The sequence below is a fragment of the Pseudanabaena yagii GIHE-NHR1 genome (assembly GCF_012863495.1).
Classification (GTDB): domain Bacteria; phylum Cyanobacteriota; class Cyanobacteriia; order Pseudanabaenales; family Pseudanabaenaceae; genus Pseudanabaena; species Pseudanabaena yagii.
The window spans coordinates 292,604-314,290 of record NZ_JAAVJL010000004.1; the positions used below are offsets into that span (position 1 = coordinate 292,604).

A 21,687-nucleotide genomic window follows, 5' to 3' on the forward strand; every position below is an offset into this window, starting at 1 on the left:
ATCGAGCATTTAACGCTTGTCTTGAAAAGGATAAACTTTTACATATTCTAGTAGCCCAAGAGGACTCGAAAACTCAACGATCGCTTCAGGTGAAGGCTGCTTATCGAGGTTAATAGATTTAATACGACCTACGGGCACATTCTCAGGAAATAGCGTACTAAATTGCGAAGTATGGACAATATCACCCACCTTAACATCAGGATCTCGCTCAAAAAATTCTAAGATCGCTGTGTTTTGGCTTTGTCCCTTCAACATTCCACTAAAACGACTGCGGCTAACGATTACACCAACTTGGCTATTAGGATCGCTGACTAGCAAGATTTGGCTGCTATTAGGAGAAACATGAGTCACTCGCCCCACTAATCCACCAGGGGCAACCACTACTGCCCCTGCTCTGATGCCATCATTACTGCCTTTACCAATCAAGATTTGATTCCACCAAGAATCAGCTCCACGACCAATTACCGTCGCCCAAACACCAACATCCGTAGAACTAGCTTTGACTTTGAGCAGTTCTTTCATGCGTTGATTTTGTGACTCTAGTTCAGTCAAGCGATATTTCAACTCTCGCACTTGGGCATCTTGCAATAGCTCTTGCTTAGATACTGATGACTGGAAAGGCTTGCTGAGAAACTGATAGGTTTCCATAATCGCCACCCCTTGCGTTTGGCGAATTACCCAAGCCAAACCAATGCCAACAGTAACAATGGCTGTCTGAAAGCTATAGCGCTCCCACCAACTCCGAATTGAATCCATGAAAAAGTTACCTATAAACTTTTCAAACGGCTGGTTAATACACGACCAAGATTCTTGTAATCTTCGAGTACACGACCAGCGCCAATGACAACACAGTTAAGGGGTGCTGGGGCAATATGCGTCACAATTCCAGTTTCGTGACTGATGAGAGTGTCAATGCCATTTAGCAACGCACCACCACCAGCTAACATGATGCCGCGATCGATAATATCGGCAGCAAGTTCAGGAGGTGTGCGTTCGAGAGTGCGCTTAACTGCTTCGATAATGACTGAGAGTGGCTCACTCATACTCTCACGAATTTCCGAAGACTTGACAGTAACGGTACGAGGCAAACCTGACAATAGGTGTAAACCTCTTACTTCCATCGAAGTTTCTTCTTTAATGGGATAAGCAGAGCCAATTTTAATTTTGATTTCTTCGGAAGTACGTTCCCCGACAACAAGGTTATGTACAGTCTTCATGTACTTCATGATCGCTTCGCTGAGTTCATCCCCTGCAACACGCACAGATTCACTCAAAACAATACCTTGCAAACTCATGACAGCAACTTCAGTAGTACCACCACCTATATCGATGATCATGTTACCTGTCGCTTCAGTTACAGGCAAACCTGCACCGATCGCAGCGGCAATGGGTTCATCAATTGGGTAAACTTCGCTAGCTCCAGCGCGACGAGCAGCATCCATGACTGCGCGCCATTCCACCCCTGTAACCCCGCTAGGAATACCGATCGCAATGCGCGGATTGAAAACACCTTTTTTGACTTTCTGGATGAAGGCTCGTAACATTAGCTCCGCAGAGTCAAAATCGGCAATTACACCGTCTTTGAGAGGACGCACGGCAATGATGTCACCTGGTGTGCGCCCGATCATTTTGTTTGCTTCATCTCCAACTGCGTAGGCAGTTTTGTCTCGTTGATCGATCGCAACAACTGATGGCTCTTGCAACACGATACCTTCCCCAGACACATATATAAGTGTGTTGGCAGTACCGAGGTCAATGCCGATGTCTTTTGTAAAATGGCGTAATAAACCCACAGTAAACTCTTCCAGTGGTCAAACTAGCTATATCGTCTTAACATTTTATTACGATTGATGTCACTTAGTCTAGTCTTATAACTATTCCCTAAGCGGTACATTCAGTCCCCAATAATTGATGAGAGTGCGCCCCGTCGGGGTGCACTCTCATCAATTATTGGGGAACGCCCTTTGAGGGCACTCCTCTGCAAACGTGATTGCGATATGATTGGTATAGATAACAATTATTAACAATTAACTATTATCCAATGAGTGACTGGCTAGAACATACCGTCCAAACTGAAGTAACTATTCCCGTGGAATATGCGTGGTCGTTATGGTCAGACTTAAGCGCAATGCCCCGTTGGATGAAGTGGATTGACTCCGTAGTCATAACAGATGATCCTGAAATATCAGCTTGGAAACTTGGCACAAATGGTTTAACTTTTACGTGGAAATCTCGCATTCTCAAACAAATTCCTAATCAAATTATGCAGTGGGAATCGATTGGGGGATTACCTAATCGTGGTGCAGTGCGCTTTTACGGTCGCCCCAATAATGTAACAATTGTGAAGCTAAGCATTGCCTACGCCATACCTGCGATCGGGCAGCTTATGGATAATTTGTTTTTAGGGCAGTTAGTAGAATCGACCCTGCAAGAAGACTTAGAGCGATTTCGCGTTTATGCTCAAGCGGATTTTGCCAAACAAAATCAAGCAGCAGCTAGTTAGTTAGAAATTATTTAAAAAATCGAGCGTTGCCCTTCTGGGCTGACACCAATAATTGTCAATTGGCAATCTAAAACTGAGAAACCATATTTATCCGCCACTTTCTTGCTAATAGTGAGGATTTGATCGTTTTTAAACTCGATCACACGGTTAGTTTTGACACAAACCAAATGGTGATGGTGGTGTGGTTTAGGCTGATTAATTTCGTAGTGTTTATGGTCTTCGGTAAGCTCTAATTCACGCAAAATCCCCATGCGTGCCATCATTTTGACCGTGCGATAGATTGTGGAAAGGCTAATATTTTCACCTTGAGTTTTTAAGCGCTCATAGAGATCTTCGGCGCTAAGATGTTCCCCTTCGGGTAGGGTTTGGAATGTATTGAGGATCACCTCGCGCTGGGGTGTCATCCGACAACCTTTTGAGTTGAGTTCAGCCTTGAGGGCTTCAGGTGAATAGGTGGTCTCCACAGAAGTCATAGCATTATCAATAACGATAGCTTCTTGAGAATAGCATAATTAAAAGCAGCGCTTAGCAACGCTTTTATAGCTATTGCCATTCTTGAGAACATAAAGTCCAAATATCGTGAGGTGGCGCGAAGCGTCGCCTCACGATATTTGGACTTTAATTTGTCTTTTGCGCGTGCGCCGCAGCTATTGGAGTGTAGCTACTTATGCTATGGTTAAAAACCTGTGTAAATTAAAGTAATTAGCCATGCCATCGTTGCCTCGTGCGATTATTCATCGCAAAAAAGTCGATGCGGTTCAGCGTTTTCACCCTTGGATCTTTTCGGGCGCGATCGCTAAACTCCAAGGTGACGTTCATGATGGCGACTTGGTCGAAGCCTATAGCGAGGATGGCAGATTTTTAGCAATCGGCTTGTGGGGCTTGGGTAGCATTGCGATTAAGGTGCTATCGTTTCAGCCTGTGGAGTCGATGCAGAGCTTATTGCGCGATCGCCTGAAGCAAGCATTTATTTTGAGACAGCAATTAGGTTTAATTGATAATCCAGAAACCAATTGTTATCGGTTAATTAATTCGGAAGGGGATGGTCTAGCAGGATTAATTATTGATGTGTATGGGGATACGGCGGTTTTGCAGTGCCATTCGTTAGGAACTTATCGCTATCGTCAAGATATTGCGGAAATTTTGAAGGATATCTACGGCGATCGCTTGCAAGCAGTTTATGACAAAAGCTCGGCGACCCTTTCGCGCAAATCACAAACCCAGTCTCAGGATGGTTTATTAATTGGCGAGAAATCTGCCGATAGCGCTGAGGTTTTGGAATATGGGCATCGATTTATTGTCGATTGGGAAAAAGGTCAGAAAACAGGCTTTTTCTTAGATCAAAGAGAAAATCGGCGGATGTTTGGGAAGTATGCGGCTGGCAAAAAAGTTTTAAATACCTTCTGCTATTCTGGCGGCTTCTCGGTTTATGCATTGGCGGCAGGTGCGACGGAAGTCCATTCGATCGATAGTTCTGTAAAGGCGATGGAATGGACAGAGCGCAATATTGCCGCAAATTTTGATCGCGATCGCCAAGCAATTCATCAATCCTTTACAGGCGATGTCTTTGATTTCTTAAAGCAATGCGAATCTGATTATGAGGCGATTGTGCTTGACCCTCCTGCATTTGCCAAGAGCCTATCCGCAAGGCATTCGGCGATGCAGGCATACAAGCGATTAAATTTACAGGCGATGTCTAAGCTAAAAAGTGGTGGATTGCTATTTACTTTTTCCTGCTCGCAAGTGGTGAATGTGGAGAATTTCACAGGTGCAGTCACGGCGGCGGCGATCGAGTCGGGTCGGTCAATTCGCATTTTGGATCATCTCAATCATCCCGCCGATCATCCTACAAGTATTTTTCATCCTGAAGGTGCTTATCTTAAGGGTTTAGTTTTGAGCGTGACCTAATGAGTGGCGGCGCAAAGCGCCGCCACTCATTAGCTTTAGGCAGCCATAATTTGCTCGACAGTGAGATTTAATTCTGGAAATGTTGCCGAAATTAGGCGATCGCTATTTTGAAATCTGGTCATTTGATATTTGCCTTCTGCATTTAAGGTAAATATCAGTACAGAAGGAAGTTTAGGTTCTCCTAAATAGTTGCGCGAACCGATCGCTAAATAATCAACGATCCAATATTCGGGAATCCCTAAACGCTCATATTCTTCGAGCTTATCAATATAGTCATCTTCCCAATTGGTTGATACCACCTCAACCGCAAGCTGAATTGGTTCGCGAATACCCCGATGATCTAGGCGATCGCTCCGCCACAGATCGCGATTAATTACACTGACATCTGGTTGTCTGTCCTGTTCTTTACCTTTTTTATTTATCGTTAAGACTGCGGCTACGTCATTAACCACGTAGTTTAAATTTAGTCGCTCAATCTCGTCACTCATTGAGTCCATGACTAAGCCCAGCAACATCGTAATGAAGTCTAGTTGCTGGTATTTTTAGCATCTTGCCATCCACTAATTCATAGCGACCATCTTCAGGACATTGCGCTAAGAACTGGTCAAAATCCAGCTCTAGATTCATCTCTTGAGATGTTTCTGAATCAGATCTTGGTTGCGTGAGTGTAATCATAGATTTCCTCAAAATGCTTAGCCTAAATTATACCAAAGCCTTATTACATGGATGAGTAGCGCTTCGCGCTACTCATCCATTTGGGTTATGTCATAAAAAGTCAGAAAACTTCTAGAAAAAACTGCTTTTATGTCGCTACAATATGTCCACCTTATTGGTGAGGATGTAGGGATATGTATAGAAAGCGTCAGAAAATGTCGGTTGCTAACATTGGGGCGACGATTTTGGCAGCCTTTGTTGGGGCGATCGTAGTGCCAATGCCAATGCAGTCACAACAAGTAACGATCAATCCCGAAAATCGGGCGGTACGAGATGAAGCCGATCGCTTACTGGATGTTGGCTATACGCAGCTTAAGGACGGCAAAACCCGTGAAGCAATTAAAACTTGGCTCTATGCGATCGGTTACTATCGGCGCGTTAATGACCAAGCAGCAATTTCCTATACTCTGGCGCGAGTGAGTGATGCCTACGAATTATTGGGAGCAAGCAATGCGGCTCAAGATACCAGTCGTCAGCGCATCGGCTATGCCAATACTTTGCAAGATAATGGGGCAAAGCTCGAAAGCTCGAACAACTTAGTAAGCTTTGAGATTGCTCAAGGCAAGTTAGAATCTGCCTCAAAACTCAACAAGGCAACCCTTGAGTTATCTACCAAAAACGAGCAAGGGCTGAATACAGCGATCGCTTTAAATAACAAAGGTTTAATTGCAGAGCGCTATGGCAATCATTTAGAAGCTCTCAAACAATATTACGCATCGATTAAAGTGCATCCCATCCGTGAAGCGATCGGCGAGGGCTATACATACATCAATAGTGGCGATAGTTTGATGGCTTTGGACAATTACAAAGCTGCAATCACCGACTATGGCATGGCGCTAACGATCGCTCGTCAACATCGCAATTACAAACTGATGTCGGTAGCTAGCGATCGCATTATTGCCGCTTATCTCGAAGTGCCTAACTTCTATCGCATTGAAGAGCTATTGCAAAATCGATCTAGCTTGGCTTTGGTGATGGGCGATCAAGAAACCGCCGCGATCGTGCAGCGATATCTAGGTGATTTGTATCTATCTTTTGGAAATCTGCCAAAAGCACGCGCTGCGTACCAAGAGTCCTATGATTTTGCTGCTATGCTAGGAGATAATACAAGCTTGCCCCTGCGAGAAGCTTATTACAAATTGCAGGAACTAGAAAGATTGTAAATATTGAACGATTTTGCCTCGCAAATTCTGTCGATGTGTATTTTTTAATTCAGCTAACAAGAACTTGATTTGAGGAGATTGTAACAACACCTCCCTGAATTGGTATAACTTTAAATTAGTATCAGGATGGGCGACACTTAGTGTCGTCCATCCTGATACTAAAACCCTGATATAAAAAACTTAATTTCACTCGATTCTGCTTTTTAATTTAAAAAATTTAGTAAAACCCTAATTTTGCCATGCCAGCGATCGTCGTTCCGCGTCGGTTAGATGTAGCTGTGACCGATCATGCACTCAATGATCTAGCTACTAGAGCGCAGCTATCTGCGCCTACTCAACATGTTCTACCCAATGGAATTAAGATTATTGCCGAACAGATTCCTGTAGATGCGGTCAACCTGAGTATTTGGGTTGATGTTGGCTCTGCCGTAGAGAGCGATGACATCAATGGGATGGCGCATTTCCTTGAACATATGGTTTTCAAGGGTAGCGATCGCCTTGCATTGGGAGAATTTGAACAGGCGATCGAGTCGCACGGTGGCAACACCAATGCGGCAACCAGTCAGGACTACACGCATTTTTATATTAATGTTGCACCTAAAGATTTCGCAAAACTCGCACCCTTGCAACTGGATGTAGTCCTAAAAGCTAGCATTCCCGATGAAGAGTTTCAGCGCGAACGTCATGTGGTGCTAGAGGAAATCCGCCGCAGCGAAGACAATCCCGATCGCCGCATTTATCGCCACATTTCCGAATTGGTATATGAGCAGTTGCCCTATCGCCGTGCGGTATTAGGTCCCGTTGATGTCATTGAAAAAGTCACATCTGAGCAGATGAAAGCTTTCCATCGTCAGTGGTATGCACCGCAAAACATGACGATCGCTGTGGTTGGCAATTTACCCGTGAGCGAGATGATTGGTGTAATTGCTAATTACTTTGAAGGAGATGCGATCGCCGATAAACCTCAGCCTAAGACTTTCACTCCCGAAAAGCCCTTTACAGAAATTGTGCGGCGCGAAGTAACTGATACCAGTCTCAAGCAAGCCCGATTGAGCATGACATGGCGCGTTTCTGGCTTGACAGAGCTATCAGAAACCTATCCTCTGAGTATTCTGGCAAATATTCTCGGTAGTGGACGTACTTCGCGGATGGTACAGGACTTACGCGAAAATCGCCGCATCGTTGATCGCATTTCTGTCAGTAATTCGGCAATGCGTTGGCAGGGCAATTTCCAAGTATTTGCCAAGTTAAATGTGGAGGATGTAGCGATCGTGGAGGAAGCAATTCGTGAGCATATCCGCCAACTCCATGAAGTACCTGTCACCGATGAGGAACTCGCCAAAATTCGCACTCAAGTCAGTAATCGCTTTATCTTCGGCAATGAGTCACCGAAGGAACGAGCAGGTATATACGGCTATTACGATCGCATTGTCGGTTCCCTAGAGCCAGCTTTAAATTATCCCGATTTAATCAAATCCATCACCAAAGAGGACATCCAGGCCGCCGTTCGCAAATACCTCAATCCTGATGCCTACGGTATTTTGATTGTCAAACCTTAAGTGTGAAATTGTGCGATCGCTATGCTTAAACACATCAGCATCAAAGGCTTTAAATCAATTAAAGAACTAGATTTAGATTTATCTTCCATTAACGTTTTAATTGGCGCGAATGGTTCAGGTAAATCTAATTTTATTTCTTTTTTTAAGTTGCTAAATTGGATGATGAAACCATCTGGGCAATTACAATTTTTTGTAGCTAGATCAGGTGGAGCAGACTGTTTTTTGTTTGAAGGAGCCGCAGTTACCCCCCAAATTGAAGCTGAATTGAACTTTGAGTCTAACTCTAGAAAAAATGACTATTCTCTGAGACTTTTTCATGCAGCGGCAGATACTTTTATATTTGCTGAAGAGAAATACCGCTTTTCTCAGAACACAGCCAAGCATTGGGTAGATTGGAATTCTCTAGATGCAGGACATAAAGAATCAAAACTACTTGACATCAAACTATATAACCAAGAGGCTAAAAATCTCTATAGTCTAATACAATCACTTAATGTATATCAATTTCACGATACAACAGAAACTGCAAGTATTAAACATAGATCGAGTATCAATGATAATCACTATCTTAAAGAGGATGCTGGAAATTTAGCCCCCTTTCTTCTAAGAATCAGAGAAAAAGAGCCTCGTTATTATCAAAGAATTGTAGAAACAATTAGACAAATTGCTCCATTCTTTGCGGATTTCATATTTCCTGGAGGAGATAATCCGTTGCTTTTACAATGGGCAGAAAAAGGTAGTGGGTTACTTTTTAGTCCTGATCAAGCATCGGATGGAACATTAAGAGTAATGGCTTTAGTGACGCTTTTATTACAACCTCCTGACAGTCTGCCTGATGTTTTGATTTTAGATGAGCCAGAATTAGGGTTACATCCCTATGCTATTAATATTATCGGTAGCTTAATTAATAGTGTTTCCAATCGCTGCCAAGTGATTTTAGCAACTCAATCACCATTATTAGTAGATTGTTTTGAGCCAGAAGATATTATTGTTGTTGAAAGAAATGACCGAGAATCTTCTTTTAAAAGATTAGTTGAAGCAGATCTAGAAGATTGGCTAGAAGAATATTCATTGTCTGAGCTATGGAATAAAAATGTAATTGGTGGGAGACCATAGCTGATGGTTATTCTAAATATTCTTGTAGAAGGAGCAACAGAGGAAACATTTGTTAAAAACATTTTGCGCCCACATTTAAAACAGCTAAATATTAATATTAAATATAGTTTAGTACCAACAAATAGATCTAAGGGCATAGCAGGAGGAGTAGCTAACTATGCAAAAGTTAAAAATGAAATTAATCGTTTGTTAAAAGAGAGAAATAGTCAACCAGTAATACTTACAACAATGTTTGATCTATATGCATTACCAAATGATTTTCCAGAATTTGAAAAAGCCAATAAAATATTAGATTCTTGTCTCAAAGTTAAAGCATTAGAATCTGCTTTTGCCAAGGATATTAATCATTATCAATTTATACCCTATATTCAATTACATGAATTTGAAGCTTTAATATTTACTGATCTTGAAGAGTTGTATAAAGACTTTCCTGAAAATGAACAATACAAAAAAGATATTAATCGCCTGTTAATGGAATGTAACAGGTATTCTTCTCCAGAATTAATTAACCAAGGTGTAACTACGGCTCCTTCTAAAAGACTTGAAAAAGTTATTCCAAAGTACAAAAAATTAAAAACCAGTTTAGCGCCTCAAGTAGTTGAAAAAATTGGGTTAGTAAAAATCAGAGAAAAATGTCCGCATTTTAATCAATGGATTACACAGCTAGAAAACTTGCAAATCTGATCCAAATCACGATATATGCCAAAATGAGAACACTGAAGATATTGATTTAGCCATGCAGCAGTTACTTTACATCGAGATCCCTACGCCTCAAGTTGCAGCCGTGAAAACATGGCTCCAGACTGAGTACCAACCTCCCTTTGGGAAAAAATCCGTTGCTAAGCATGGCTTTATCCTCGATCGCCAAAATCGTTCAGGTGCGATCGCGCAATTATCAGTATTTATCTGGACATTGCAGCGCACGACCTACCTCAAAATATTCCGATGGTCGGATGAGGTCATGGATGGGGAAAAGGAATTTCTTGAGCATTTTACGAAAGCAGTGCGTCAAGCTTTTCCCTACGAGTTTAAACAGCCACCTGCGATCACCCCAAATCAATCAATTTTTGAAGCCTTAGCTGAGGAATATCCGCTTACGGTTAAATTCTTTCAACGAATTCCCAATGGGGAATATGATCTCAATCGCGTCTACTGGTGGGAAAAGCGCTGGCGGGAGAGTGTTAAAAATCCCGAAACTCCCAAGCAAGTAATTTTTGAAGATTCACAGACTAATTCTGCGAAACCAGAAGTGATCTATGACATCGTGTATCTGGGTGGAGCATTGGGCGCGATCCATGCAGCAATGATGGCGAAGTTGGGCTATCGCGTTTGCTTAGTCGAGCGCATTCCCTTTGGGCGGATGAATCGGGAATGGAATATCTCTCGCGCTGAATTTCAGAATCTCATCGATTTTGGACTCTTCACGAAGGAAGAATTTGAAGCGATGATTACAGCGGAATATGTGGATGGATTTAACAAATTCTTTGATAGCAATAATCCACCGCATCTGAAGGCTAAGGTGTTGCATACACCTACGGTGCTAAATATTGCGATCGATACTAATCGTTTGTTGGAAATTTGTAGCAAGAAATTACATCAGTATGGCGCGGTAATTTGCGATCGCACCGAGTTCCAAAAGGTAGTAATTAACGATCATGGCACGACTATCTTTGCGAAGAACTTGGAAACCAATGCCGAGGTAATTCTCAATTCGCGCTTAGTAATTGATGCAATGGGATCAGCTTCAGCGATCGCGCAGCAACTCAATGCAGGACAAGCCTTTGATAGCGTCTGTCCCACTGTGGGCGCAGTTTTGGAGGGCATTGATAAACAGGTTTGGGATTCCCAATATGGAGATGTTCTGTTTAGTCATGGCGATATTTCGCGAGGACGGCAATTAATTTGGGAACTCTTTCCCGCAGAGAAAGATGAACTAACGATTTATCTGTTCCATTATCATCAAGTCCATCCCGAAAACCCGGGATCTTTACTGGAAATGTATGAGGACTTCTTCACGATTTTGCCTGAATATCGTCGTTGTGACATGGAGAGACTGACTTGGAAGAAGGCAACCTTTGGCTATATCACAGGACATTACAGCCTCAATGAGGATTCTAAAAAATGTGCCTTTGATCGAATTCTAGCGATCGGTGATGCTGCCTCTTTGCAATCGCCCTTAGTCTTTACGGGCTTTGGTTCCCTCGTTCGCAATTTGCCCCGCTTAGCTACTTTGTTGGATACTGCACTAAAACATGATTTGCTCAAAGCCGATGATCTGAGCCAGATTAATGCCTATCAAAGCAATATTGCGGTTACATGGCTATTTTCAAAAGGAATGATGGTTCCCACAGGAATGCACTTGCCCCCTGAGCGAGTGAACTCGATGCTAAATACTTTCTTTGGACTGCTTGCCGATGAGCCACAACCCGTCAGCGATCGCTTTATCAAAGATCGCCTCAATTGGTTAATGTTTAACCGCCTTGCTCTCATCGCAGCCTTTAAAAATCCGAAATTAGTACTTTGGATTTTGGAAATGGCAGGGATACAGGACTTACTGAAATGGCTATCTAGCTATGGATCCTTTACCCATAATTCTTTTGCTAATGCGATTTTGGGTGGATGGATGCCCCAACTAATCCGCAGTTGTCAAGCATGGCTAGAACCTACTAATCCGCGTCTGTGGTTGCGGTTGCTCAGTTGGAGTTATGCCATTAACTATTCCGTGGGCAAACCTCGCTAGAGTTTCTACTTAGCATTTATTACTGTTATCCCTCAGGGTGACAGTAAATCCATCACCTAACTTAACAGCAATGATTTGATAAAAGTAGTTAGAGTTTACGGGATAATTAATTGTCTCATCTAAGGTATGCCCTGTTTCTACTACATCAACTAATTTCTGAAATAGATCTGGTTTAACTCGCTCAAGAAATTTTCTGAGCACTAATTTACCAATTAAATCTTCGCGACTGCGATCGAATAGTTTGGCAATCACAGGATTAACAACAAGACATCGAAAGTCCACAATGTCGCCTGTGGTCGGATCGCGAACTGCTTGCACGGCAGCGATCCCATCAAGCACACTATTGAGAACACTCGTAAGTAAAGCTCGCGACTGATACAACATTTCTTCGGTTTCTTTCCGTCGAGAAATCTCATCCTGTAAGGCTTGTTTTTGCCTTTGAATTGTTAATTGATTTTCGAGGCGAACGACAACTTCTTCGCTCTGAAAAGGCTTGGCAATATAATCAACTCCCCCTGACCAAAAAGCCTTCACTTTGTCAAAAACATCATCGAGGGCACTGATAAAAATCACAGGGATATCACGTAAATCTTCGTCAGCTTTAAAGGCTTGACATACTTGATAGCCATCCATTTCTGGCATCTTAATATCTAAAAGAATTAAATCAGGGCGCTTTACCTTCGCCGTTTTAAGAGCCATACGTCCACTAGTTACACTTCGCACACTGTAGCCTAGGGTTGTCAATAAATCACTGAGGAGTTGCAAATTTTCGGGTAGATCATCTACCAAGAGAATATTACCTGTGATTTCAAGCGAAGGATTGTAGCTCATGAATTAGTAGGTTTAAGATAATAGAGGTTCAACTAAATCGATTAATTTCTCAAATTGGAAATTACGAACAAGTTTTGTTAGCGATCGCACCAGAAGGGTTTCTGTTTCTGAAATTTCTCCAATTAGTTTCATTACTAGATCCTTATCAGCTTCAAGAGATGCTTCGTATAATTGGTTTAGCCATTTACTAGGCATTATTTTTAAATTATCAGATGTTAGGGGTATTTCTGTGGAAATATCCATTTCATGCTCATAATTGGGGTTTGTTTCGTATATATATTCCACCCCAAGATGTTTAGCAAGTGTATCAAAAATTATTTGTTCATTAAATGGTTTCCGCAGAAAATCGTCACACCCTGTTGATAGTACCACTGCTTTTTCCTCTTCTAAAACACTAGCAGTGAGGGCGATTACGGCTGTCGCATTACCTTTAGTTGTAGATTTAATATATTTAGTTGCCTCATAGCCATCCATTACAGGCATTCGCATATCCATCCAGATGAGGTGTGGTTCCCATGTATCCCAAATGGCGATCGCTTCTTGTCCATTACTTGCTTCTTTAACCTCAAAACCCATTGGACGGAGCAACTTAGTGAGCAATTGACAATTAACAGGTTTATCATCCACTACTAAAATTTTGTAAGTAGGTTGGTTAGGAGCAAGCGCCAATGCACGTCTTTTACCGACCTGCTCATTGGCTAATTCTTGACCTAGTTTTGCCTGAATTTCAAATTGGAAAGTAGTACCTTTTCCCACTTTACTAGTTACGCTAATATCTCCACCCATGAGCTGCACAAATTTACGACTAATTGCTAAACCTAAACCTGTACCTTCCTGTTTTTCTCGCCCTGCTTGAGCCTGAGCAAAAGAAACAAATAGCTCTGATAATTCTGTTGTCGCAATCCCAACACCTGTATCACGGACACTAAATCTTAGGATACAATCACTATCCGCTGATTTAACATTAGTTATATGAATAAAAATTCCACCTACCTTGGTAAATTTGATCGCATTTCCGATTAAATTAATTAATACCTGACGCAATTTAATAGCATCTGTATAAATATAACGTGGAACATCATGATCTCGCTCAAACACAAAATTTAAACCAGCATTAGTTGCTCGTAGCTGGAGCATATCTTCGATATCATCTAATAAGAGATATAAATCGAAATTTTGAGGATTAAGAGTCGATTTTCCTGCCTCAATTTTTGACAAATCCAAAATATTATTAATTAATGTCAATAAATAATCGCCACTACGATAAATAATACTGGCATTTTCATAGTGTTCTTTGGGCAATTCCTTAGTCCTTAACATTAACTGTGAAAAACCAATTACTGCATTTAGGGGAGAGCGCAGTTCATGGCTCATATTGGCAATAAAAGCGCTTTTAGCTTGATTTGCTGCTTCAGCTTTAGCCGCAAGTTGTCTGGATTTTGCTTCACTTTGTTGAAGTTCTTGAGTGCGTTCTATTACTCTTTGTTCTAGATCAATGTTGGCTCTTTGTAAACGTAGATTGGCTTGATCATTTTCCGCCACAATGGCAAGCACAGACATAGTGGTAATTGCCATCACCCCCATGAATATTTGCAGTAATAAAACTGAGTTGCCATTGACTTGCGGCTTATAAAAAACCCCAATAGAATTTGCTGTGGCGATTGTGGCTGTCATGGAGACAATCATCACTATCGTGGTAGTGAATTTAGAGCCAAAGCGAAAGGCTGACCAAAGCAATGGAGGCAAAAGTAGATATTCGATTGGTTGGCTATTGTAAAAAGCAAGATAAGCAACAATAGTTAAACTCGATAAAACTGCAAAGACTTCCCAACTTAGCCAAGACTTAATCTTAGAATCCTTGGGCGATCGCAACCAAGTAAAAACTAGTGGCGCAAAAAGTAAAATACTAATGGCATCACCAATCCACCAATTAAAAAAAGCGCTTGGCAAATCATGCCAAGCTTTGCCCATAAAGGAAACGTAGGAAAGAATGCCGATACTTGCCTGAAATATAACGCCAGTAAATATAGCAGATAGGGAAAAAATGACAACATGACGAACTTGGCGGATGGGGTAGCTCGTGCGGGCAAATTTTAAAATCAGTGAGACCGTAATCAAGGCTCCAATAGTTGAACCAATGCTTGCTCCTAAAGGAGGCAGGATGATTGTAAATCCTCGCCTATGCAGGTTATAAATAAACGTCGCCAGAAAAACACCAAACCATCGCGATCGCCCCCAGACTAGTAATAGCCCGACAATAATTCCTGCTCCAGGCCAGAGAGGAGAAGGTGTAACAGGATTTTTGGGTATGCCATTAACCACGCCCCAAGATATTGCAAAATAGACCACAATAATGACGAAAATTTCAAGCCACCACCGAGGATTGTTGAATTCTAGACCGAGTTGAGCTAGATTTCGGTTTAATTTAGCTGTCATGGGGTTATGGATCATGGCAAATTGATGACTAAATACGTTCGGCAAGTTCTAGCCAACGCTCGGTGGATTGATCGATCGCCTCCGTGAGTTCTGCTAAACGGCTAGCGAGTTTCTGGACTTCTGTATGTCCACTAGGAGGATTGTGATAAAGTTTCTTTTCAATTTGCAGCTTTTCCTCTTCCATTTGTGGAATTTTCAATTCTAGCTCCTCATACTCTCGCTTCTCTTTATAAGACAGTTTTGAGACTTTGCGAGTATCAGGTTTTGGCGTAGCAATTTCAGTGGGAGTAACCTTTACAGGAATGGACTTTTGCTCTTTCGGAGCGCTAACCTGTTTCTCTTCTTCATCTTTTTTGTAATCTAAGTAAACGGAATAGTTTCCGGGGTATAAACGCACTTCGCCGTGAGCCTCAAAGGAGAACACCATATCAACAGTGCGATCAAGAAAATAGCGATCGTGGGAAACCACAATTACACAACCATTAAAGTCTTCGAGATATTCCTCTAAAACAGCAAGGGTTTGGACATCAAGATCGTTAGTCGGTTCATCAAGGATTAAGACATTGGGTGCTTCCATCAAAACCTTGAGCAGAAATAAACGCCGCTTTTCTCCACCAGAGAGTTTGTTAATCGGAGCATATTGCTGATTGGGAGGGAAGAGAAATCGCTCTAGCATTTGCGAAGCGGTAATGATGCTTCCATCAGAGGTCTTGACCAGTTCTGATACATCTTTGAGGTAATCGATCACACGCTGATTACCATGCTCCAGTAAATCATCGGAATGTTGATCGAAATAGCCAAAATGGATTGTTGTGCCGATTTCGACAGTTCCTGCATCGGGCTGTAATCGACCTGTGATCATATTCATCAATGTGGATTTACCAGCGCCATTACTGCCAATGATGCCGATACGGTCTTCGGGTGTGAAGTTGTAGGAGAAGTTTTTAATTAGGGTGCGATCGCCATAGGACTTACTAATGCGATCGAGTTCTACCACCTTTTTGCCAATGCGTCGTCCAGAAGTCGTGATATCAACCTTGGCATTGGCTTGTTTAAATTCTGTCGCTTGCAAGGCATGGGCACGATCAATGCGAGCTTTCTGTTTGGTACTTCGCGCCTTGGGACCTTTTTTCAGCCATTCTAGTTCTCGTCGCAAGAGTCCCGCGTGTTTGCGTTGCGTACTTAATGCCGACTCTTCCGATTCCGCTTTTTTCTCTAAATAGTAGGAATAATTGCCCGCATAGGAATATAAATCGCCGCGATCAATTTCAATAATGCGATTGGTGACTTTATCAAGAAAATAGCGATCGTGGGTAATCAGCAACAATGCACCACGATAACGATTGAGATAGCTTTGTAGCCATTCTACAGAGAGAGCATCGAGGTGGTTGGTTGGCTCATCCATTAACAAGACATCGGGAGCCGAGAGTAGTGCAGAGGCGATCGCAATACGTTTGCGATATCCACCCGAAAGGCTACCAATTTTAGCTTCTAAATCATCAATACCGAGCTTGGTTAAAACGATTTTGGCATTGGTTTCCAAATCCCAAGCACCAGTCTGGTCCATGCGTTCTGACACGCTCGATAACTGCGCTAATAACCGATCTTGATCCCCATGTCCGTGGGATAACTTATCGGAAATTTCTTCATATTCCTTGACTAATGCCATTTGTTCGCCACTATCGGCAAAAACTTGTTCTAAAACCGTCAGTTCTTCATTCAAGTCTGGCTGCTGAGGTAAATAGATGATCTTAGCGCTGGAATTGACCCATAGCTCACCACCATCACTATGCTCTAGTCCCGCAATCATTTTCAGTAATGTGGATTTGCCAGAACCATTTGTGCCGATCAATCCGACTTTGTCACCTTCATCAAGGCTAAAGCTAGCATCTTTAAGGATTTCCTTAATGCCAAAATCTTTTCGGAGCGATCGCAATGTAAAAAGTGCCATGCCTTGTAACTAATGAACTTAAATCGATAAACTTATAGCGGATTGCAAATGAGTACATAGGTAGTTCAACATAATTAAAAACCAGAACCAGAGCGTAGGTCGCCCGCGTAGCGGGCGACCTACGCTTCTTGGTTTTAAGGTTACTCATGCCTAGCTACTTACTCATTTGCAATCAAAAAATTAATCCTAACAAGAATTTTGCGTTTTCATTTTGCCGTAGCCAAAATGAAAACCTCTATATAATCTAGTTTAGCGTTATTGTCGTCGCCTCCCAAGGATCAACATTAAAGCGAATCCCGAAAGAACGCCGTAAATTGTACCGACAAGCAATATCAAGAAATATCCCAATTTATCCATCAGCAAACTACCAACTAATACGCTGACATACCAACTTCCTGCGGAAGCAACTATCCACCAATCGGCAAACTTACTATATCTCCGCAAAATTATCCATTGCGCGGCTCCCGTTGTTAGTCCCCGCAAACAACCATAGATCACCAAAAGATCCACTGCATCCCCATAGGTAATTGCGATCTGAAAACTTGCCCAAGAACTAAATGCACCACCTAAAGTGCCGCCTACCCATGTTGTCCAAAGCCAACCAATGCCCATGATTTTGGTTCTGATCACGAGCCACTGAGTTAAGCCAAGTACTGCGCTAATTACCGCAAAGCTGAGAAATAGTCCCCATCCACCCCCTACTATTCTGACAACGGCTCCACTAAGTAATCCTCCGCCTGCATAGCCGATCGCAGTTGCCCCAGTCCAGAGAAGGAGAAAACCTCCATGAGAGTTTCTTATGATTTGCCCTTTTGTCCTAAACTGCTTTAACAAAGACTTTATCCTGCTAATGTAATTAGCCTTTATGCGCTCTCCCTATGAGAAAACTGTACTTTTTATTGCCAGGAACCACAAATAAATTTGCCTGTGGGGGATTGTGGGCAGAGTTGAAAACCTTAAAGCTAGCTCAGCAAATTTGTGCGGCGGAAGTAGTCACCTATCGGCAACGGGAACCAGAGCATTTATGGCTAAATGATTTACTCAGTAATGATGATACATTTCGAGCCTTAGATGATGTAATTTTCGTGATGAGTTGGGGATTTGATGTCGTTAAGCTTGCCCCTAAGTTAAAGCATCTCAATGTAATTTATCATGCTCACAGTGCAGGCTATGGCTTTAATCTCCCTGCAAGTGTGCCAATTATTACCGTCAGTCGCAATACTCTCGGTTATTGGGGACAGCGATCGCCCCACGCGCTCATTTACTATTTACCCAATGAGATTTCTGATCAGTTTCAAAACTGGCATGGCGATCGCGATATTGATGTCTTAGTCCAATCTCGAAAATCTTCTAATTACTTAATGAAGCAATTAATTCCAGCTTTGCAAAAGCAATGTCGTGTGGAAGTAATTAATTCTTATGTAGAAAATTTAGAGGGATTATTTAATCGTGCTAAGGTCTATTTGTATGATTCTGCCGAATATTGGGAGATACAGGGCGTAACCGAAGGATTTGGACTGCAACCTATGGAAGCTCTAGCCTGTGGATGTCAAGTTTTTTCCAGTGTTAATCATGGATTATCCGATTATTTAGATCCTGCTTTTAATTGCTATAAAATTGCAGGCTATTCTCAAGAATTTGATGTACAAAGAATAATCAAAACTATTCAAAATCCACCAAAGTTATCTTTAGCCGCTTCAGTATTAGCAGAATATCGTTCTGAGAATATTATTCAACGCTTAACCGTAATTTTGGAAGATCTCAATGAATTTTTTGATCACAAACAACGATATCAGGGAAATATTCCCGAACTAAGCTATTGGTACATCACAAAGCTGCGATCGCAAAGAATATTAGCTAAGCTCAAAAAGAAATTTAAGCTTTAAAGAAATCCAGTTTTGATGATCGGAGATCGTGGGCTAAAATTATAAATTATTAAGGGGGTTTTAAACCTAAAACACATAGATATATAGCGCTTTTCAAGCAAGCGAGGTAAATAGGTTTGTTTCCCCGCCGAAGGCGGGGAAACAAATCTTTACTTCACTAGGTAAACGTTATATCAAACCTATGGCGCATAGAATGATACTCAATGGCAAGTTAGATCATGAGTGAAGTAGATATCTTGCAATTAAAAATTACGGAGCTAGAAGCGAAAAATCTCTCTTTAAGGGAGCAATTAGCGCAAATTTCTGCTGAACGGCTGAGGAAATATAAGGCTGAATTTTTAATTGCGAATCTCGCTCAAAAACTAGTTGAAAATATCCAAACAGGTATTATCGTTCATGACGCTGACACTAAGATTATATTTGCCAATCCTGCGGCGGCAGATATCTTGGGTCTCATTCAAAGCGAAATGTCAGGGAAGGATGTGAATGATCCGAACTGGCGTTTTTATCATGGGGATGGGCGGATCATGCGCTTAGAGGATTTTCCTGTGAATAAGATCCTGCGTGAAAAGCAAATCTTGAAAAACTATGAGATGGGTTTGTATCGTTCTGCAACCAATGACATAGTTTGGGCTTTAATTAATGCCTATCCTGAGTTTGATCAAGAAGGGGAGATCACGCGCATAGTAATTACATTTGTAGAAGTCACTGATTTTAAAAGAACCTCGCTCGCCTTACAAGAAAGTGAACAACGCTATGCCTCCTTAGCAAGTGAACTGGAGGCTACGCGCAATTTTTTGCAAAATATTATCGATCATTTGCCTGTGGCTGTATTTGTCAAGGATGGTAGACCCAAAAACTTTGGCAAAATGTTGCTCTGGAATCGCACCAGTGAAAATATGTTTGGTGTAACAGTCCAAGATGCGATCGGTAAAACCGTCTATGATCACTTCCCCAAAGAACAAGCAGATTTTTTCAGTCAAAAGGATATTGAAGCTTTTGCGAGTGGTGCTCCTGAAGATATCCCTGAAGAACCTATTGATAGTTACAGCCTAGGGCGACGTATTCTCCACACTGTCAAAATCCCTCTCTATGATCGCAATTTATATCCTCAATATCTGCTCTGTTTTGCTGAAGATATTACTGAACGCAAGCAAGCAGAAACAGCCTTAAGGGAAAGCGAAGAGAGATTTCGCCAAATGGCAGAAAATATCCACGAGATCTTCTGGATGGTTAATGCCAATTTCACGCAGTTTATCTATATCAATCCTGCCTATGAAAAAATTTCAGGCTTCCCCTGTGAAGAGATCTATGAGAATTCTCAAGCATTTATCAAGGTAATTCATGAGGAAGATCGAGCGAAAGTACTTGCTACGCATCAACAACATCTCAATACAGGATGGAGTCTTGAATATCGGATGGTGCAGCCCAGTGGGGAAATTCGCTGGTTATTTGAAAGAGCCGTACCAGTGCGTAATGAATTAGGCGCAATTCAAAGTATCGTCGGCATTGGGCAAGACATTACCGATCGCAAATATAGTGAAGACAAACTCGTTTATCAGGCTTTTCACGATAATTTGACGGGCTTACCCAATCGCACATTGTTTACCGATCGCCTCGAAATGGTGCTCAAAAAATCTAAGCGGATGGTAGAGCATCGTTTTGCCATTCTATTTATTGATTTAGACCGATTTAAAGTCATCAATGATAGTCTGGGGCATTTAGTAGGCGATCGCCTCTTAATTAAGATTGCCGAAATCCTCGAAAGATCTGTGCGTTCCTTTGATACGGTGGCAAGACTGGGTGGCGATGAATTTACGATTCTTTTAGATGATATTGATAGTTCTCAGGATGCGATCGAAGTTGCCGAACGGATTCATGCAAGGCTCCTAAATGAAATTGAGATTGATAGCAACCAAATTCTGACAAGCGCTAGTATTGGCATTGTCTTTGGTTCCCATGATTATGACAATGCGAGTGACCTCCTTCGAGATGCGGATATCGCGATGTATCGAGCCAAGGATCAAGGTCGTGCCTGTTATGAAATCTTTGATCAAGCGATGTATGACTTAGTGCTCAGTCGTCTCCAACTCGAAAATGAACTAAGACAGGCAATCGCACGTGAGGAATTTCTGGTTTATTACGAACCGATTGTATGTTTAAAAACAATGCATCTATGCGGTTTTGAAGCCTTAGTCCGTTGGCAACATCCCACTAGAGGCTTCATCACCGCAGGGGAATTCATTCCTATTGCTGAAGAAACTGGCTTAGTTGTGAGTTTAGGGAAATGGGTTTTACAAACTGCCTGTCGTCAAATCAAGTTGTGGCTAGAGCAATATCCATCCCTCAAGTCTCTAACTATTAATGTCAATCTCTCTGGCAAGCAATTAAAAGATCCACAGATCATTAACACAATTGACGATATTCTCCATGAAACAGGAATTCCGCAAAGCTGTTTAAATCTAGAAATTACAGAAACAATTCTCATTGAGAATACAGAAATTGCGGTGAGAGTTTTTCAGCAGTTACGTGCGCGCAATATTCACCTCAGTCTTGATGACTTTGGTACAGGTTTTTCATCCCTGAGCTACCTCCAGAGATTTCCTGTCAATATCATTAAGATCGATCGCTCTTTTATTAGTCAAATTCATTCAGGCGATCGCAATGTTGAGATTGTCAAAGCAATTATTGCCCTTGCCCATGCCATGAATATTAAAGTAATTGCCGAGGGTATAGAGCTACGCGAGCAAATATCTCAACTGCAAGCATGGGATTGTGATTTTGCACAGGGTTATTATTTTGCGCGATCGCTCAGTGCGGAAGCTGCCTCAGCTTTATTAGAAAAAGCTGTGCTTCGCACCGCTTTTTTCTAATAAAGCC

Annotated in this window: 16 protein-coding genes and 1 pseudogene; 9 read left to right on the plus strand and 8 right to left on the minus strand. The window is 41.9% G+C overall.

Annotated features, from left to right (window positions below; genetic code table 11):
• Nucleotides 1-9 precede the first annotated feature (9 nt).
• Entirely contained in the window at nt 10-756 is a 747-nt protein-coding gene (mreC, locus tag HC246_RS23700) for a rod shape-determining protein MreC (RefSeq protein WP_169365873.1), read from the minus strand.
• Between the two features lie 11 nt (nt 757-767).
• Complete coding sequence (locus tag HC246_RS23705) at nt 768-1,793, minus strand: rod shape-determining protein (protein WP_126387336.1); 1,026 nt, start codon at nt 1,791-1,793, stop codon at nt 768-770.
• Between the two features lie 248 nt (nt 1,794-2,041).
• On the opposite strand from HC246_RS23705, the gene HC246_RS23710 reads away from it, so the two are divergent.
• On the plus strand, nt 2,042-2,503 hold the full coding sequence (locus tag HC246_RS23710) for an SRPBCC family protein (RefSeq protein WP_169365874.1): 462 nt from the start codon (nt 2,042-2,044) through the stop codon (nt 2,501-2,503).
• Nucleotides 2,504-2,514: 11 nt separating this feature from the next.
• On the opposite strand, the gene HC246_RS23715 is transcribed toward HC246_RS23710, so the two are convergent.
• Nucleotides 2,515-2,976 carry a Fur family transcriptional regulator gene (locus HC246_RS23715; protein ID WP_169365875.1) on the minus strand — a complete coding sequence of 154 codons (462 nt, stop codon included), beginning with the start codon at nt 2,974-2,976 and terminating at the stop codon, nt 2,515-2,517.
• Nucleotides 2,977-3,211: 235 nt separating this feature from the next.
• Here HC246_RS23715 and HC246_RS23720 point away from each other — a divergent pair, with 235 nt between their 5' ends.
• Nucleotides 3,212-4,411 (plus strand): class I SAM-dependent rRNA methyltransferase, encoded by a 1,200-nt coding sequence (locus HC246_RS23720; RefSeq protein ID WP_169365876.1) that lies wholly within the window; start codon nt 3,212-3,214, stop codon nt 4,409-4,411.
• Between the two features lie 35 nt (nt 4,412-4,446).
• Here HC246_RS23720 and HC246_RS23725 read toward each other — a convergent pair.
• A pseudogene (locus tag HC246_RS23725) lies at nt 4,447-5,086 on the minus strand (Uma2 family endonuclease).
• A gap of 173 nt (nt 5,087-5,259) precedes the next feature.
• Here HC246_RS23725 and HC246_RS23730 point away from each other — a divergent pair.
• The 5 genes from HC246_RS23730 (at nt 5,260) to HC246_RS23750 (ending at nt 11,703) form a co-directional block, all read left to right on the plus strand.
• Nucleotides 5,260-6,288 carry a tetratricopeptide repeat protein gene (locus tag HC246_RS23730; protein ID WP_169365877.1) on the plus strand — a complete coding sequence of 343 codons (1,029 nt, stop codon included), beginning with the start codon at nt 5,260-5,262 and terminating at the stop codon, nt 6,286-6,288.
• A 239-nt stretch (nt 6,289-6,527) separates the two neighbouring features.
• Nucleotides 6,528-7,847, plus strand: coding sequence for a M16 family metallopeptidase (locus HC246_RS23735; RefSeq protein WP_211167936.1), 1,320 nt, complete (start codon nt 6,528-6,530; stop codon nt 7,845-7,847).
• A gap of 21 nt (nt 7,848-7,868) precedes the next feature.
• A complete protein-coding gene (locus tag HC246_RS23740) occupies nt 7,869-8,963 on the plus strand; it encodes an AAA family ATPase (RefSeq protein ID WP_169365878.1) in 1,095 nt (364 codons plus the stop codon).
• Nucleotides 8,964-8,966: 3 nt separating this feature from the next.
• Nucleotides 8,967-9,647 carry a DUF4276 family protein gene (locus tag HC246_RS23745; RefSeq protein WP_169365880.1) on the plus strand — a complete coding sequence of 227 codons (681 nt, stop codon included), beginning with the start codon at nt 8,967-8,969 and terminating at the stop codon, nt 9,645-9,647.
• Between the two features lie 52 nt (nt 9,648-9,699).
• Complete coding sequence (locus HC246_RS23750; protein ID WP_169365882.1) at nt 9,700-11,703, plus strand: NAD(P)/FAD-dependent oxidoreductase; 2,004 nt, start codon at nt 9,700-9,702, stop codon at nt 11,701-11,703.
• Nucleotides 11,704-11,712: 9 nt separating this feature from the next.
• On the opposite strand, the gene HC246_RS23755 is transcribed toward HC246_RS23750, so the two are convergent.
• The 4 genes from HC246_RS23755 to HC246_RS23770 form a co-directional block, all read right to left on the minus strand.
• On the minus strand, nt 11,713-12,534 hold the full coding sequence (locus tag HC246_RS23755) for a response regulator (RefSeq protein WP_169365884.1): 822 nt from the start codon (nt 12,532-12,534) through the stop codon (nt 11,713-11,715).
• A gap of 12 nt (nt 12,535-12,546) precedes the next feature.
• On the minus strand, nt 12,547-14,970 hold the full coding sequence (locus HC246_RS23760; RefSeq protein WP_169365885.1) for an ATP-binding protein: 2,424 nt from the start codon (nt 14,968-14,970) through the stop codon (nt 12,547-12,549).
• Nucleotides 14,971-14,998: 28 nt separating this feature from the next.
• Nucleotides 14,999-16,921 (minus strand): ABC-F family ATP-binding cassette domain-containing protein, encoded by a 1,923-nt coding sequence (locus HC246_RS23765; RefSeq protein WP_169365887.1) that lies wholly within the window; start codon nt 16,919-16,921, stop codon nt 14,999-15,001.
• 255 nt (nt 16,922-17,176) lie between these two features.
• Nucleotides 17,177-17,755 (minus strand): hypothetical protein, encoded by a 579-nt coding sequence (locus HC246_RS23770; RefSeq protein ID WP_169365888.1) that lies wholly within the window; start codon nt 17,753-17,755, stop codon nt 17,177-17,179.
• A 44-nt stretch (nt 17,756-17,799) separates the two neighbouring features.
• Here HC246_RS23770 and HC246_RS23775 point away from each other — a divergent pair, with 44 nt between their 5' ends.
• The gene (locus HC246_RS23775) at nt 17,800-18,807 is read left to right on the plus strand and encodes a glycosyltransferase (protein ID WP_169365889.1); all 1,008 of its coding nucleotides are present in this window, start codon (nt 17,800-17,802) and stop codon (nt 18,805-18,807) included.
• 218 nt (nt 18,808-19,025) lie between these two features.
• On the plus strand, nt 19,026-21,680 hold the full coding sequence (locus HC246_RS23780) for an EAL domain-containing protein (RefSeq protein WP_169365891.1): 2,655 nt from the start codon (nt 19,026-19,028) through the stop codon (nt 21,678-21,680).
• The last annotated feature ends 7 nt before the right edge of the window (nt 21,681-21,687 follow it).